The organism is Microbulbifer mixtoriginis (SeqCode), assembly GCF_052467705.1.
The window spans coordinates 1509466-1523726 of record NZ_CP174322.1 but is presented as its reverse complement, the minus strand read 5'-3'; the positions used below and the strand labels follow the sequence as shown (position 1 = coordinate 1523726).

Genomic DNA, 14261 nt, shown 5'->3' with positions numbered 1-14261 from the left:
CAACCCGAGTAGCCCGGGATTTCAGCAGTAACCATTTTATGGAAGCGTTGATCGATATGCCAATCCGTTTGGAACTGTCTGACGACAGAAGTGGAAACCCGGTCTAGACTGCCGGGCATATGAAATTGCCTTTTTATTCCCTAACGCTGTTCACTGCGCTTTTTACGTACATTACCGATTACTGACTGCAGGGCGCGCTCGAACAGCATGCCGTCATCTAGGGGTAACAACTGTGCTGAGCGTAGGGCATGGGCCAGTTCCAGGCGGGCAAATTCCGCTACTTTGGCACCATTGCGATTTACAAAAATAAACTGGTCGATATCCCGGATCACCGCCGCCAAACGACAGCGGAACTGTTCCTCTTCGGATCGCTTCAGCTCGAACCAGCTACCCTGAGCCAGGCGAAAGGTCATCTGCCAGTGGGGATCGTCTTCATCGAGTTGTGCCAGTCCCTGCTGCTCTTCGGTAATCGGGGCGACTTCAGCTTGGGCCACCGCCTGCTCTATCTCCTCCATAGGCGGCAGAGCAACTTCCTCCTTGGCTTCGGCACTATCAACCGCTACCCGATCCTCAGCCAAGGCCACTTCGGCTTCTGGCGATTCTGCAACTGCTTCAATCTTGGCTGTTTCAGCCGGTGTTTCCGCCACCACTTCTACGGCAGTAGCCGCTTGGACTTCCCTGGCTACCTGCTCTTTGACTAAGCGCTCGCGCTCCTCTGTTAAGCGTTGTGCCAAGGCGAAGCGCTCGCGATAAATTTCCTTAAGGCCAGCAAACAGACTACGGGCCTCAAAGGCATTGTAGGAAAGCGCCTCGATACCTTCCCTCAGGCGCTCCTGCAAAGTTGGCAGAAGGCTCAAAAGCTGCTTACGTGCTTCCGGCATCGGCGCCTGCACACTCCAGACCAGGTCCCGAGCGGTGCGTACATCGCGACTCCAGGCCTCACTGTCAGTGCCCTCTTTAACGCAGGTGAGGAATAAAACGTTATTCCAAACCTTATTGAGCCAATCCTGCACAACCGGCGGCAGATCGCGCTCCGCCACCAACGCATCCATAACAGCGGCAACGCGCGCTCGCGCGGCCTGGGTTTTTGCACGGCCATCGGCCTCATCCACCACCCGGCGTTCTAGCATCTCGGCGCGTTTGCGCTCGCGGGCTATAAATTCACGCAGGGACTCCAACAAGGCTGAAAAGATATGAATATCCTGATCAAACTCATTCAGGGCGCGCTCAACAATCTGGGAGATTTCCCGGTAAAGAGGATCGGACTCATAGTTTTCCGGAGCCTGCCAACCCGTGGCTGCATCGGCGAGCTCGTTGAGCAGCTTACGTGCGGGGTGCCCCCCTTTACTAAAGAATGACTTATCGGCGATAGCCACCTTTAGCAAAGGCAGCTGTAAACGACCCAACAAGGATTTAATGGGCGTTGCCAGGCTGCGATCTTCCAGGATAAAGGAGAACAGCATCTCCACCAGCTTGATAACATCACTGTCCACTTTCGCCAGCGATGCCGCTTGGTTTGCCTCTACCAAACGCTGCTGTAATAGCTCACCCACATTGAGCAATTGGGCCGTACCACCGCCCTGGTAATGAGCTCCGCTCTGTAAGGCGCCCAGGTGGCTGAGCAGATCTCCCGCCGGCATGGGGGTCATACCAGCTGTAGCAGGTACTAGGCCCGGAGCAACGTGGCCGCTAACTGGAACGCCTGAAGCAACCGGCCCCTGTCCCTCAGCCGCAGCATGGCCGGTACCCACTGTAGTCTGGGCACCACCTGACACCGGCGTAGAATGTGCAGGCCGTTGGCGCGCCGCACGCTGTTGCTCCCTCAGAGAGGGCAATACTCCCTGCTCCACCAACAACTGGTTACAAAAATCATAAAACCCCCGCAGCTGTTGCATAACAAGCTGCTCAAACTTTTTCAGCAGGGTGAGGCGGGCGCGAATATGTAGATCGAGGGGCTGGATTGCCTCCACAAAGGCGTCGCAAATAACATCGGGCCCCAAGGGGTTGTTCTTGTCGTAAATCTTAACCGAATAAAGGGTATCCAGGCGCAGACACAATTCCGTTAAAGGTTCTGCAAAATCGCGTTTTGCAGAAGCCACCATGGTATCTGCAGCCACCAACTGCTCTAGATCATCGTTGTGGACCAGTGACAGGTTATCTGGAGCAAAGCTGGGTGTGTCCTGAGCCTCCTGGCGAATCTGAAAAGCCTGTTGGACATTGCCGATGAAGTTTTCTGCAATATTGCGGCGCTCAACCCGCAACAGGCGCAAGGCTTGGAACAATCCATCTTGCTCTTCCTGACCATGGGCACGCTCGGCCATGGCAAAAAGTGAGTCATCCACTTTGCCAAACAGTGACTTGACCCGCTCGAATAACTCGGCGCAAGCCTTCTCCTTCAACATTGCAACGGCCGATGGAAGCACCATGGCTTTACCTGCAAGCGCCGTAGATCGCTCTGCGCTTTTCTCTGAAAGGGAAACTACCTTGCTGGATTCACTCATTTCCAAGAGGTCCTTCAAATACCATCCGGCTATTACGTATTTGCTGGCTTAAATCTTGTTGGCCGCACAAGTCGCGGTAAATAACCAAGCCTTACTTTTTACCTACACCACTTCTATCAATCCGTGGAAACAGGTTGGGATGCACACCGCCACCACTAATTGAAATTAATCGACATTTTGCTTGAAAAAAACCAATAACCTCTTGATTTTGCTCAGATTTCAAGCTTTTTAATGCAGGTAAATTGAATAGTGAAGACAGGGATAACGTGCGCCTACGCCGATACCCATCCGCCTTGGATTTTACCCATGATAACTGCCCTATTGACACAGTTTCGCGACACATTTGAGACACTTGTCACAGCGAAATGTTGGGGCAGCTGCTATCGGGAAAAATACATGCAAAGGAGTGGCATGGCCCCCCAGGCAATCCAAATCCCATGGGTTTTGGTAAACTGCCCGCGCGTTTATTTCGAGGTTTGCCAATGCACCCTAAAGACTCCACCATCCCAAACATCATGACCGACCTGCAAAGGGCTGTGCGAACGGCACTGGAGGAGGATATTGGCGATGGCGATATCACCGCCCAACTGATCCCCGCTGATCGCAGTGCCCGCGCCCGCGTGATCACCCGCGAGGACTGCACCCTGAGCGGGCGCGCCTGGGTTGAGGAGATCTTTCGACAACTAGATCCCGACCTGCAATTAATTTGGCATTTTACCGATGGCGATAGAGTTTCCGCCAATAGCGTGATTTTTGAACTCGAGGGCAATGCCCGCACAATCCTCACCGGCGAGCGCACCGCGCTTAACTTTCTGCAGACCCTGTCCGGCACAGCAACCACTGCCGCAGAGTTCGCCGCACGCGCCACCGGTACCGAGGTAAAAATCCTCGATACCCGCAAAACCATCCCCGGCCTGCGCAGCGCGCAAAAATATGCCGTACTGTGCGGAGGCTGCCACAATCACCGCATCGGCCTCTACGACGCTTTTCTTATCAAGGAAAATCATATCGCCGCTGCCGGTGGTATCGACAAGGCCGTAGCCCAGGCGAGAACGATCAAACCGGAGGCACTGGTAGAGGTTGAGGTGGAAACTCTCGAAGAACTCCAGCAAGCGCTAGATAGCGGTGCAGATGTAATAATGCTCGATGAATTCAACGATGCGGACACCCGCAGTGCTCTGGATATGGCCAAGGGGCGCGCGAGAATTGAAATTTCTGGCAGTGTAGATCGGGAGCGAATCGCACAGCTGGCGGAACTGGAGGTCGACTACATATCCTCTGGCAGTTTGACCAAGCACCTGCGTGCTGTCGACCTATCGCTGCGTATCGAATTTTAGATTTGAAGGGGCACGGTGCTGCTATTGCCGTGCCCCATAAACCGCCAACAACAATCAGTGATGATGGTGGTGGCTTTCTTCCTGTGACTTCTCCTCAACAGATTCTACAGCATTCATAGCTCCGTGATTGCTGTGATCTCCGTGCCCCCCATGACCGAGAGCGCCCCACAATGTCCAAAAGCCAAACAGCATAATCGCAGCGGCAAACCCCAGGCGCACCCCTGGCTTCTGCACGAAATTACGCACCTGTACGGCGGCGGCGCCAGTGGCCAACATGGCCGGCAAGGTGCCTAAGCCGAAAGCAAGCATTGCCAACGCCGAGCGCTCCGCGCTGCCCTGGGCCAAAGCAAAAGTCAGGGCGCTGTAGACTAAACCGCAGGGCAACCAACCCCACAGAGAACCCAGTGCAATAGCCTGTCCCGCGGAACGCACCGGCAACAACTTAGCGGAAAGCGGCTGAACATAGCGCCAGAGATAGCTACCGCCCTTCTCAAGCCACACCAGGCCGCGCCAGATGCCCGCTACATAGAGCGCCATCACAATCAACATTATTCCTGCAGCAAACCGCAACGGTGTCAGTGCCGGAATAACGGCAGCCCCCAGGGCACCGGCCAGGCCACCCATCAATGTGTAACTGGCAACGCGCCCTAACTGGTAGGAACCCAGTTGCACCCAGGCGGTCTGCCTACCTGGCACCGCCATGCCCAGCGCGCCAGAAATCCCTCCACACATACCAATACAGTGACTACTGCCGAGAAAACCAATGGCGAGCGCAGCCGCCAAAAAACCCCAATCCCCCACGAACTACTACTCCTTTTCCTCAGTCTTTGTGGATGATGCCTGCAGATCATCTTCAAACAAGATTCGTCGTCCCTCCGTCTCCAGATCGTCATATTGGCCGTTATTTACGGCCCAGAAGAAGACTTTTATGGCGAGAGCAACAAATACCACCGCAATAGGAATCAGGAAATAGAGACTATCCACGCTTCACTCCTCTGTATTAATCCGCCAATCTGGGGCGAATATTGGGCTCTACACGGGTGGTGTCCTCTGTAGAAGGTGCGGCTCGAGACAAGCGCAGTGCATTGATGACCACAACCAGAGAGCTCAGAGACATACCAATAGCGGCAGCCCATGGAGGCACCAGGCCGCACACCGCCAGGGGCAGTGCTATGACGTTATACCCCAGGGCCCAGGCCAGATTTTGACGTACCACCCGGCGACACTTACGCGCCAGGGCGACAGACTGCGCCAACACCCGCAGGTCCCCGTTGAGCAGAATCGCATCCGCGCGGGATTGGGCCAGGTCAGCGGCAGACATCATCGCCACCGACGCGTCAGCACCTGACAATACCGGCACATCATTGAGTCCATCACCCACCATCAGGACTTTCTCCCCCGCGTCCTGCCGCTGCTTCATATGGGAGAGCTTGTCTTCGGGCGATGCGCCAGCGCGGAAACCTTCAATGCCCGCCTGGGCAGCCAACCGTTTCACTTCAGCGGATTGGTCGCCGCTCAACAATTCAACTGACAGGCCCATTTGGCCCAGCTGCTCAACCGCCTGTACGGCGGAGTCCCGCAATTTATCGCCAAGCGCGATCCAGGCGATAGCGCCAATATCATCGGCCAGCAACAGCCACTGCCCCTCTCCCTGTGGAGCCGCAATAGATTGCGTGATGGCAAAATCAGCACGGCCCAGGCGGTAGCGGTTGCCCTCTATCTGCCCCTCCAGGCCGCAGCCTGTATGTACCTTGAGCTGGCTTGCAGTCAGGTTGCCACGCCAGGCACGAAATGCCCGCGCCAGTGGATGGTGAGTTTGGGACTCGAGTGCTGCAGCCACATCTTTGACTTTCTGTTCGCTCCAACCATCACGCAGTAAATCAATACGCAGGATACGCGGCTCACCACGGGTCAAGGTACCGGTTTTATCGAACACCACGCGGCTGATACGGGGCAAGGTCTCTAAAAGACTGCCACCAGCAACCAACAAGCCCAGCTCCTGCAGACGCAGAGTTGCTGAGGCCAATGCTGCAGGTGTCGCCAAAGACAAAGCACAGGGGCAGGTCACCACCAACACGGACAAGGCCACCCAAAATGCCCTACTCGGGTCCAGTTGCCACCAGACCGCGAAAGCACTCAGGGCTGCAACCAGTACAACTCCGACAAAAATGCCGGCAACCCGATCCGCCAGGGCTACCTGAGCTGGTTTCTCCAGCTGGGCGCGTTCCACAAGGCGCTCAATCGCCGACAAGCGCGTGGACTTACCGGCGGCAGTGACCCGCACGGTAAGACAGGAATCGCCGTTGACGCTACCTGCATACACAGGACTGCCCGCGGTCTTTTGCTGTAGCGCGGATTCACCACTGAGTAGCGATTCATCTACGCCACTCTCACCTTCGAGTACCTCACCATCAGCGGGAATCGTATCGCCGGGGCGCAGTAAAATCCGGTCGCCAGCCGCCAGGGCTGCTACGGGGACGTGGGCAACCTCAGTGCCGTCATATCTTGCCGCGGTCATGGGCAACAGCTGCGCGAGCCCACCGCTGGCTAGCCCCGCTCGGTGGCGCGCGCGCATCTCAACAGTGCGCCCCAACAGCAAGAAGAAGGTAAACATGGAGATGGATTCAAAATATACCTCGCCGGTACCAAATACGGTGGCATAGAAACTGGCCCCATAGGCCAGGCCAATAGCGAGGGAAACCGGCACATCCATACTTAAGTGGCGCGTGCGCAGACTGCGCAGGGCCGCGCTAAAGAAAGGCCGCGCGGCATAGAACACTACAGGAGTGGCTACCAGCAGGGAGACCCAGCGGAAGTAACGTTCGAACTCGCCCACATCACCGCTGCCGGCACCAAAATAGAGGGCGATGGCGAACATCATCACCTGCATGGTACCGAGACCAGCGACCCCAAGGCGGCGCAGGGCAGCGCGATGCTCACTCTGAATTACACTTTCGCGGTTGGCGGCAGTCGCCGGCGCAGGGCGATAGCCGATCTGCTCCAGGGCCTCAAACAGGGCGCTGGGTTGAATCTGCTCTGGATCGAAAACAATTTGCGCGCGCTGGGTACTGGCGTTGACCGAGACTTTCTCGATACCGGCCAATTGCCCCAGATGTTTTTCTATCAACCAGACACAGGCGGCACAAGTAATGCCACCGATCAGCAGCGCCGCCATTTGGCGTCCGCCGTCCCAGTCGTGCACAAACTGCTGCTGCACTTCGGGAAGATCATAAGCACTCCAGCGATCCTGTGGCTGGTTCTGCTCCGGGCGATCACTTTGTTTTTCCCGATAACGGTAAAAACCGTCCAATCCCCCGGAGACAATTGCACTCGCCACGGCCTCACATCCCGGGCAGCACATGCTGCGCGGGACACCTTCGATCACAACTGAGTGATTACTGCCAGCGGGAACCGGTAGCCCACAGTGATAACAGGGTGACTTCATTGACTGCCGGGGTTCATGGGCGCCGCGTTGCCCAGATCGAAGTTGATCTCGCCTTTCAAACGCCACTCGGCTTGCTGGTGTGCACTTGGGTCAAGTTCAGGCATCAGCCGCAGGTACCAGCGGCTTTTTAAGGCGCCCGGTACTTCACCGGAATAGCGCCCCACAGAGAGCTGTGACAACTCAATATGCTGGTCCAGATCCTCTTCCATCGGGTGGCTCAGAGTGAGCAGCAGTTTTTCCGGGTAGTCGGTATTGCCATTCAATTCGACAGTAACGCCACCTTCAGTGCGCTGGAACTGCACCAAGGCCGCCAGCCCCAGAGCTTTGGCACGTTGGTCTTGCTCCGCGGAAAAATGGTACATGCGGCTGTCTTTGTAGTAGGTATCGCTGACCTGATCATCAGCAAAACGCACGGCAATGGAGACCGTAATAGAGGAGACTACAACCACCGTAATCAACGGTGCCAAGACCATCCAGGCCCAGAATTCCCGATACCAGGGTTTCGACGTTGGTTCATTCATCGCGTTACCAAAATTACCGTTTTGTGCAGAAAAGCAGAGCCCGCCTGAGCGGGCCCGTACTTTGCAACGGGAACGGCTTCCCGTCTACTGCTTGGGACCAATAAATACCGCTCGATGCTTATTGACCAGCTCCGGGTCATCGACAGCCTGCACCACGATATCAATATCGTGCTTGGTGTCCTTCAGCTGGGTCTCGGGCACACTCACCCGAATCGGTACCGGGTAGATCTCCCCGGCCTTCAGGTAAATATTGCGCGGTTTGCGCACCGAATAGTCATAATTCGGATTGCCCTCAACACGGATCGTGAACTCATGAGCTGCCTGATCCATATTGCTGATCTTCACGGTATACACATTCTGCACCAACCCTTGTGAAACCCGATACATACGGGCACCGCGGTCACGGGTGACTTCTGCCTCGATAGGACTGCGAGTTGCCACCTGATGCGAAAACAATCCTATCATGGCCAGCAAAACGACTGCGTAGCCAAACAGTCGCGGACGTAAAAAGTTCGTCTTGCCAGTCTGTAGTTCGTCTTCAGAGGTGAAGCGAATTAAGCCCTGCTCATAGCCCATCTTATCCATGACGCTGTTACAAGCATCGACACAGAGACCGCAGTTGATACACTCAAACTGCAAGCCATCGCGAATGTCGATATCCACCGGGCAAACCTGCACACACCAATAGCAATCGATACAGTCACCCATACCTTCGGCTTTGTAGTCCACGTTCTTTTTGCGCGGCCCGCGAGTCTCACCACGCTTGGCATCGTAGTAAACCGCAAGGGTATCCTCGTCGTACATCACCGACTGGAAGCGCGCGTAGGGGCACATGTATTTACATACCTGTTCCCGCAAGAAACCCGCGTTCATGTAAGTGGCAAAGGTAAAGAAAGCCACCCAGAAGACACCTTGCGGATGAGCTTGGAAGGTGGCGAGGTCTACAACCAACTCACGGATACCATAGAAGTAGCCAACGAAAGCCAAGGCTGTAGCCAGAGAAATCAACAGCCATAAAGCGTGCGTGCCGCCCTTGCGCAGAACCTTTTCCGCGTTCCATGGGGCCTTATCCAGCTTCATTCGCTTGTTGCGATCACCCTCGCAGATACGCTCCGCCCACATAAACATCATGGTCCATACGGTCTGAGGGCAGGTGAAGCCACACCAGACCCGCCCCATCCAGGTGGTAATAGCAAACAGGGCGAAGGCAGCAATAATCAGCAGCCAAGCTAGTAGGAAGCCGTCCTGGGGGCCAAAGGTTGTCCAGAAAATATGGAATTGTCGGGTGGGGAGATCAAAAAAGACTGACTGGCGTCCGTCGATATTGATCCAGGGAAGAAAGAAGAAAGCCAGCAACAACGGCAGGCCGGTATATTTGCGGATACGGGTGAAAACACCCTTAATATGTCGGATGTAAATTTTATCGTCCGACTCATACAGCATGCGATAGCGAACCTCGCCATCACCTTCCTGTTCCTCACGGGTTGGAATTAAATCACTCACACAAACCTCACTCTCGCACGGACACATCTTGTACGCGGGCCAGGTAGCCACTTATTTTGAGGCTTTTTTCTCCGTCCCTGCAGCGCCCGGAGTCCCTTGAAAAAACAAGGCCCAGCAAATGCCGGGCCTCAATAGTAAATTACTGCTGTTCTTCGTCCTGCTGGGACAGGCTGTAGACATAAGCCGCTACCAGGCGGATTTTGTCTTCACGCAGTTTATCTCTCTGCGCGGGCATCATATTGGAGCGCCCACTGCGAATGGTGTGCTGGATCTGCTCCCGACTGCTGCCGTAGAGCCACAGATCGTCGGTCAGGTTGGGAGCACCCAGGGCTTGATTACCCTTGGCGTCCATTCCGTGACAGGCCATACATACAGTGTTAAACACCTTCTGGCCTTCAGCAGCCATCGCCTTGTCGTGGTTCAGGCCATTGAGGGAGAGCACATACTCGGTGGCATTGCGCACACCCTCTTCACCAATAATCGGACCCTGTGGAGGCATCATACCCTGACGCCCATTGTATAGGGTCTCGAGGATTTTCTCCGGTGTACCGCCGTACAGCCAGGCATTATCGGTCAGGTTGGGGAAGCCAAAGTTACCGCCGGCATCGGCACCGTGACACACCGCACAGTTGTTAGCGAAGATTCGAGAACCCATTTTTAGGGCTTCCGGGCTCTGCGCAATCTGCTCAATAGGCATATCGAGGTATTTGCCAAACTGCTCGTCGAACTTTTCCTGGGCCTTAGCCTGGGAAGCTTCCAACGCGCCGACAGATGACCAACCACCAAGGCCTTTGAAGTTACCCAGGCCTGGGTAGATCACCAGGTAAACTGCTGAGAACACCAGTGTGGCGATAAACAGCAAGAACCACCACTTGGGCAGAGGATTGTCATACTCCTCAATACCGTCGTAGACGTGGCCGGTTGTTTTGTTTTCCGGTTCAGCCTGGTCGTCAACCGCTACTTTTCGGTTGGCGAACAACACCCAGGTAATCAACGCCAGATTGGCGAGGGTGAGTACAATTACCCACACACTCCAGAATGTACTCATTACTTATCCTGCCCCTGTTTTCGTTCAGTCCCGGGCTTTTGCCCGGATTTGGATTCGTCCTTCTGAGCAGCCGACGAATCATCCTTATCGGCTTGCTGCTCATCATCGGCAAATGGCAAATTGGCATCTTCTTCGAAGCGCTTCTTGCGCTTCGGAGAGAAAGCCCACCAGCAAATAGCCAGAAAGGCCAGTGATCCCAGAACCAGTCCGATTTCCCGCAAAGTTTCGATAGTCACGAGTTTCCTTCCTCGCTATTAGCGTTTTTGGGTAACCAGGGTACCCAGCTGTTGCAAGTAAGCGACCAGCGCATCAATTTCTTTCACCTTGCCACCTTTGAAAGGCTCGGCGGCATTAGCGATATCCTCATCGGTGTAGGGCACACCGACCAGGCGCAGCGCTTCCATCTTACGCGCGGTGTAATTACCAGTAACCACATTGTCGAACAACCAGGGGTAGGCCGGCATGATGGATTCAGGCACTACACTGCGCGGGTTGTACAGGTGAGCACGCTGCCATTCATCGGAATAGCGGCCGCCCACACGGGCCAGGTCAGGACCAGTACGCTTGGAGCCCCACAGGAAGGGGTGCTCGTACACGGATTCCTGTGCCATGGAATAGTGACCGTAACGCTCCACCTCGGCGCGCAGTGGGCGCACCATCTGGGTGTGGCATACGTGACAGCCTTCGCGAATATAGATATCGCGGCCCTCCAGCTCTATTGCGGTCAGCGGCTTCTGACCCGGCAGCGGAGTGTAGTTCGCCTTGGTAAAGAACTGCGGGACAATCTCTACCAGAGCACCAAAGCTGATGGCGATAATGGTGAAAAAGATCATCCAGCCGATATTTTTTTCTACGATGTCATGATTCTTCACGATCTAAACTCCTATGCCGCAGGCACTGCACGAACGGTGTTATCGGCTTCGGCATCGTTTACTTTCTCAGTAATCGTGCGGTAGACGTTGTAAGCCATCAGCAGCATACCTACCAGGAACATGGCACCGCCCAACCAGCGCACCACATAGCCCGGGTGGCTCGCAACAACACTCTCCACGAAGCTGTAAGTCAGGGTGCCGTCGGCGTTAAATGCACGCCACATCAAGCCCTGGGTAATACCGTTAACCCACATAGCGGCGATGTACAGAACCGTACCTACAGTGGCCAGCCAGAAGTGCGCGTTGATCAGCTTGGTGCTGTACATTTCGCGACGCTTCCACAGAACCGGAACCAGGTGGTACAGAGCACCGATAGAGATCATCGCAACCCAGCCCAATGCGCCGGAGTGTACGTGACCGATAGTCCAGTCGGTGTTGTGAGACAGAGCGTTCACCGTCTTGATAGACATCATGGGGCCTTCGAAGGTGGACATACCGTAGAAGGACAGGGATACCACCAGGAAGCGCAAGGTAGGATCGGTGCGCAGCTTATGCCAAGCGCCAGACAGGGTCATGATGCCGTTGATCATACCGCCCCAGGAAGGCGCCAACAGGATCAGGGACATTACCATCGCCAGGCTCTGCGCCCAGTCGGGCAGCGCTGAGTAGTGCAGGTGGTGACCACCAGCCCATACGTACAGGGAGATCAGTGCCCAGAAGTGCACGATAGACAGCTGGTAGGAGTAAACCGGACGACCAGCTTGCTTAGGTACGAAGTAGTACATGATGCCGAGGAAGGCCGCAGTCAGGAAGAAGCCTACCGCGTTGTGGCCATACCACCACTGGATCATCGCATCCTTGGTACCGGAGTAGATGGAGTAAGACTTGAACGGAGCAACCGGAATTTCCAAATTATTAATAATATGGAGTACGGCAATGGTGATGATGTAAGCACCGAAGAACCAGTTGGCAACGTAGATGTGGGAAGTCTTGCGCTTCATGATGGTGCCGAAGAACACCAGTGCGTAAGCCACCCAAACTACGGCGATCAGGATATCGATCGGCCATTCCAGCTCAGCGTATTCCTTGGTGGAGGTGAAGCCCATCGGCAGGGTAATAGCCGCTGCCACGATAACGACCTGCCATCCCCAGAAGGTGAAGGGAATCAGCCAGCCGCCCCAAAGGCGAACCTGACAGGTGCGCTGCACCACATAGTAGGAGGTGGCAAACAGAACACTACCACCGAATGCGAAGATAACCGCATTGGTGTGCAGTGGCCTCAATCGCCCGAAGTGCGAGAAGGGCTGCCAGAAATCGTTCAGCTCGGGCCAGGCTAGCTGAGCCGCGATCAATACGCCCATGCCCATACCAAAGATGCCCCAGACCACGGACATGATGGTGAACTGGCGCACGATATTGTAGTCATAGTCCGGCACCGGGCCGGTCTTTGCCACCGTTGTCGTCATGTTTTTACTTCCGTTGCTTTTAAAATTCGGTTCCACTGAGCGGGCCTGGCCCACCACTGGGTCTGCAGCAGTCATGTATGAACCCGCTTATAACGTCGAAGGCATACACATAACTGTCACTGTTGGCCAGAAAAGGATTTAAGCGCATCCATTTCCAGCCTTGACTGATCTAAATCAACTAAGCCGACTAAATCAATTTTCTTCCTTTACCGGCGGCGATGCGCAGGCGCAGGGCATTGAGCTTGATAAAGCCCTCTGCATCTTTTTGGTTGTAGGCCCCGGCATCATCCTCGAAGGTTGCGATACGCTCATCGAAGAGGCTATCTACAGAGCGGCGGCCTACTGCACTGACACTACCCTTGTAGAGTTTCAGGCGTACTTCACCATTCACCACTTCCTGGGATTCATCGATAGCGGCCTGCAACATGCGGCGCTCAGGCGACCACCAGTAACCGTTGTACACAAGATCCGCGTAGCGCGGCATCAAGGAATCTTTCATATGCGCCACTTCGCGATCCAGCGTAATGGACTCGATAGCGCGGTGCGCCTTCATCAAAATTGTTCCACCGGGAGTTTCGTAACAACCGCGGGATTTCATACCCACATAGCGGTTTTCCACAATATCCAGGCGGCCAATGCCGTTAGCTCCACCCAGCTTATTCAGTTTTTCCAGCAGGGTGGCCGGGCTCAAACGCTCACCGTCGATTGAGACTGGATCACCTTTCTCAAAGCCGATGGTGATGTAAGTCGGCTCTTCTGGCGCAGCCTCCGGGCTCACACTCCAGCGCCACATATCTTCCTCGGCTTCCGCCCAGGGATCTTCGAGGATGCCGCCCTCGTAGGAAATATGCAGCAGGTTGGCATCCATCGAGTAAGGGGATTTTTTCTTCGTAGAAGAGAAATCCACTGGAATCTTGTGCTGCTCGCAGTATTGCATCAGCTTTTCGCGGGAATTTAAGTCCCATTCGCGCCAGGGCGCGATTACCTGAATACCCGGCTTCAGTGCGTAGGCACCCAGCTCAAAGCGCACCTGGTCGTTGCCTTTACCGGTGGCACCATGGGAAATAGCATCGGCACCAGTTTCGTTGGCAATTTCAATCAAGCGCTTGGCGATCAGCGGACGCGCGATGGAGGTGCCCAGCAGATACTCGCCCTCGTAAATCGCATTGGCACGGAACATCGGGAAAACGAAGTCCCGCACATATTCCTCGCGCAGATCGTCGATATAAATCTCTTTCACACCGAGCGCCTCGGCCTTGGCCCGCGCCGGTTCAACTTCCTCACCCTGGCCAATATCCGCAGTGAACGTCACTACTTCACAGCCGTAAGTATCCTGCAGCCATCGCACAATCACTGAAGTATCCAGTCCGCCGGAATATGCCAGTACTACCTTCTCGATTTTGCTCATTGCTGTCCTCTGCTGCTGGATTTTTGCCGCCACGATCAAAGTGCGGCGATTGGAATCACCTATCTGTGAAGTTTGTTTCGTTCTGGGGGAGGTTATTCTTGGAGGTATGCCCAGGCTCGGTATTTATGGGCACAATTAATACCCACACACTTTATCGGGG

At 55.1% G+C, this 14261-nt stretch carries 12 protein-coding genes; 1 reads left to right on the top strand and 11 read right to left on the bottom strand.

Annotated features, from left to right (window positions below; genetic code table 11):
- Positions 1 to 140: 140 nt before the first annotated feature.
- Entirely contained in the window at positions 141 to 2501 is a 2361-nt protein-coding gene (locus ACJJIB_RS06705; protein ID WP_444888294.1) for a DUF1631 domain-containing protein, read from the bottom strand.
- A 482-nt stretch (positions 2502 to 2983) separates the two neighbouring features.
- Here ACJJIB_RS06705 and nadC point away from each other — a divergent pair, with 482 nt between their 5' ends.
- Positions 2984 to 3838: a carboxylating nicotinate-nucleotide diphosphorylase gene (gene nadC, locus ACJJIB_RS06700; protein ID WP_444888293.1), complete on the top strand. Its 855-nt coding sequence runs from the start codon at positions 2984 to 2986 to the stop codon at positions 3836 to 3838.
- A 54-nt stretch (positions 3839 to 3892) separates the two neighbouring features.
- On the opposite strand, the gene ACJJIB_RS06695 is transcribed toward nadC, so the two are convergent.
- From ACJJIB_RS06695 to ACJJIB_RS06650, 10 genes are all read right to left on the bottom strand, one after another.
- Complete coding sequence (locus ACJJIB_RS06695; RefSeq protein WP_444888292.1) at positions 3893 to 4639, bottom strand: sulfite exporter TauE/SafE family protein; 747 nt, start codon at positions 4637 to 4639, stop codon at positions 3893 to 3895.
- A 6-nt stretch (positions 4640 to 4645) separates the two neighbouring features.
- Positions 4646 to 4822: a cbb3-type cytochrome oxidase assembly protein CcoS gene (gene ccoS, locus ACJJIB_RS06690; RefSeq protein WP_252084951.1), complete on the bottom strand. Its 177-nt coding sequence runs from the start codon at positions 4820 to 4822 to the stop codon at positions 4646 to 4648.
- A 16-nt stretch (positions 4823 to 4838) separates the two neighbouring features.
- Positions 4839 to 7283 carry a heavy metal translocating P-type ATPase gene (locus tag ACJJIB_RS06685; RefSeq protein WP_444888291.1) on the bottom strand — a complete coding sequence of 815 codons (2445 nt, stop codon included), beginning with the start codon at positions 7281 to 7283 and terminating at the stop codon, positions 4839 to 4841.
- Positions 7280 to 7804: a FixH family protein gene (locus ACJJIB_RS06680; RefSeq protein ID WP_252084949.1), complete on the bottom strand. Its 525-nt coding sequence runs from the start codon at positions 7802 to 7804 to the stop codon at positions 7280 to 7282. The genes ACJJIB_RS06685 and ACJJIB_RS06680 overlap by 4 nt, the downstream gene beginning before the upstream one ends.
- Positions 7805 to 7888: 84 nt before the next feature.
- Positions 7889 to 9307, bottom strand: coding sequence for a cytochrome c oxidase accessory protein CcoG (gene ccoG / locus ACJJIB_RS06675; RefSeq protein WP_444888290.1), 1419 nt, complete (start codon positions 9305 to 9307; stop codon positions 7889 to 7891).
- A gap of 139 nt (positions 9308 to 9446) precedes the next feature.
- On the bottom strand, positions 9447 to 10355 hold the full coding sequence (gene ccoP, locus ACJJIB_RS06670; protein WP_252084947.1) for a cytochrome-c oxidase, cbb3-type subunit III: 909 nt from the start codon (positions 10353 to 10355) through the stop codon (positions 9447 to 9449).
- Positions 10355 to 10591 (bottom strand): cbb3-type cytochrome oxidase subunit 3, encoded by a 237-nt coding sequence (locus ACJJIB_RS06665; RefSeq protein WP_252084946.1) that lies wholly within the window; start codon positions 10589 to 10591, stop codon positions 10355 to 10357. Before ACJJIB_RS06665 ends, ccoP begins: the two co-directional genes overlap by 1 nt.
- 18 nt (positions 10592 to 10609) lie before the next feature.
- On the bottom strand, positions 10610 to 11227 hold the full coding sequence (ccoO, locus tag ACJJIB_RS06660; RefSeq protein ID WP_252084945.1) for a cytochrome-c oxidase, cbb3-type subunit II: 618 nt from the start codon (positions 11225 to 11227) through the stop codon (positions 10610 to 10612).
- Positions 11228 to 11238: 11 nt separating this feature from the next.
- A complete protein-coding gene (gene ccoN, locus ACJJIB_RS06655; protein ID WP_252085974.1) occupies positions 11239 to 12693 on the bottom strand; it encodes a cytochrome-c oxidase, cbb3-type subunit I in 1455 nt (484 codons plus the stop codon).
- A gap of 187 nt (positions 12694 to 12880) precedes the next feature.
- Positions 12881 to 14101: an argininosuccinate synthase gene (locus ACJJIB_RS06650; protein ID WP_252084944.1), complete on the bottom strand. Its 1221-nt coding sequence runs from the start codon at positions 14099 to 14101 to the stop codon at positions 12881 to 12883.
- Positions 14102 to 14261 lie beyond the last annotated feature (160 nt).

Coding starts and splice junctions, on each gene's coding strand:
- ACJJIB_RS06705 (WP_444888294.1), bottom strand. CDS start 2,501: ATGAGTGAATCCAGCAAGGTAGTTTCCCTTTCAGAGAAAAGCGCAGAG.
- nadC (WP_444888293.1), top strand. CDS start 2,984: ATGCACCCTAAAGACTCCACCATCCCAAACATCATGACCGACCTGCAA.
- ACJJIB_RS06685 (WP_444888291.1), bottom strand. CDS start 7,283: ATGAAGTCACCCTGTTATCACTGTGGGCTACCGGTTCCCGCTGGCAGT.
- ACJJIB_RS06680 (WP_252084949.1), bottom strand. CDS start 7,804: ATGAATGAACCAACGTCGAAACCCTGGTATCGGGAATTCTGGGCCTGG.
- ccoP (WP_252084947.1), bottom strand. CDS start 10,355: ATGAGTACATTCTGGAGTGTGTGGGTAATTGTACTCACCCTCGCCAAT.
- ccoN (WP_252085974.1), bottom strand. CDS start 12,693: ATGACGACAACGGTGGCAAAGACCGGCCCGGTGCCGGACTATGACTAC.
- ACJJIB_RS06650 (WP_252084944.1), bottom strand. CDS start 14,101: ATGAGCAAAATCGAGAAGGTAGTACTGGCATATTCCGGCGGACTGGAT.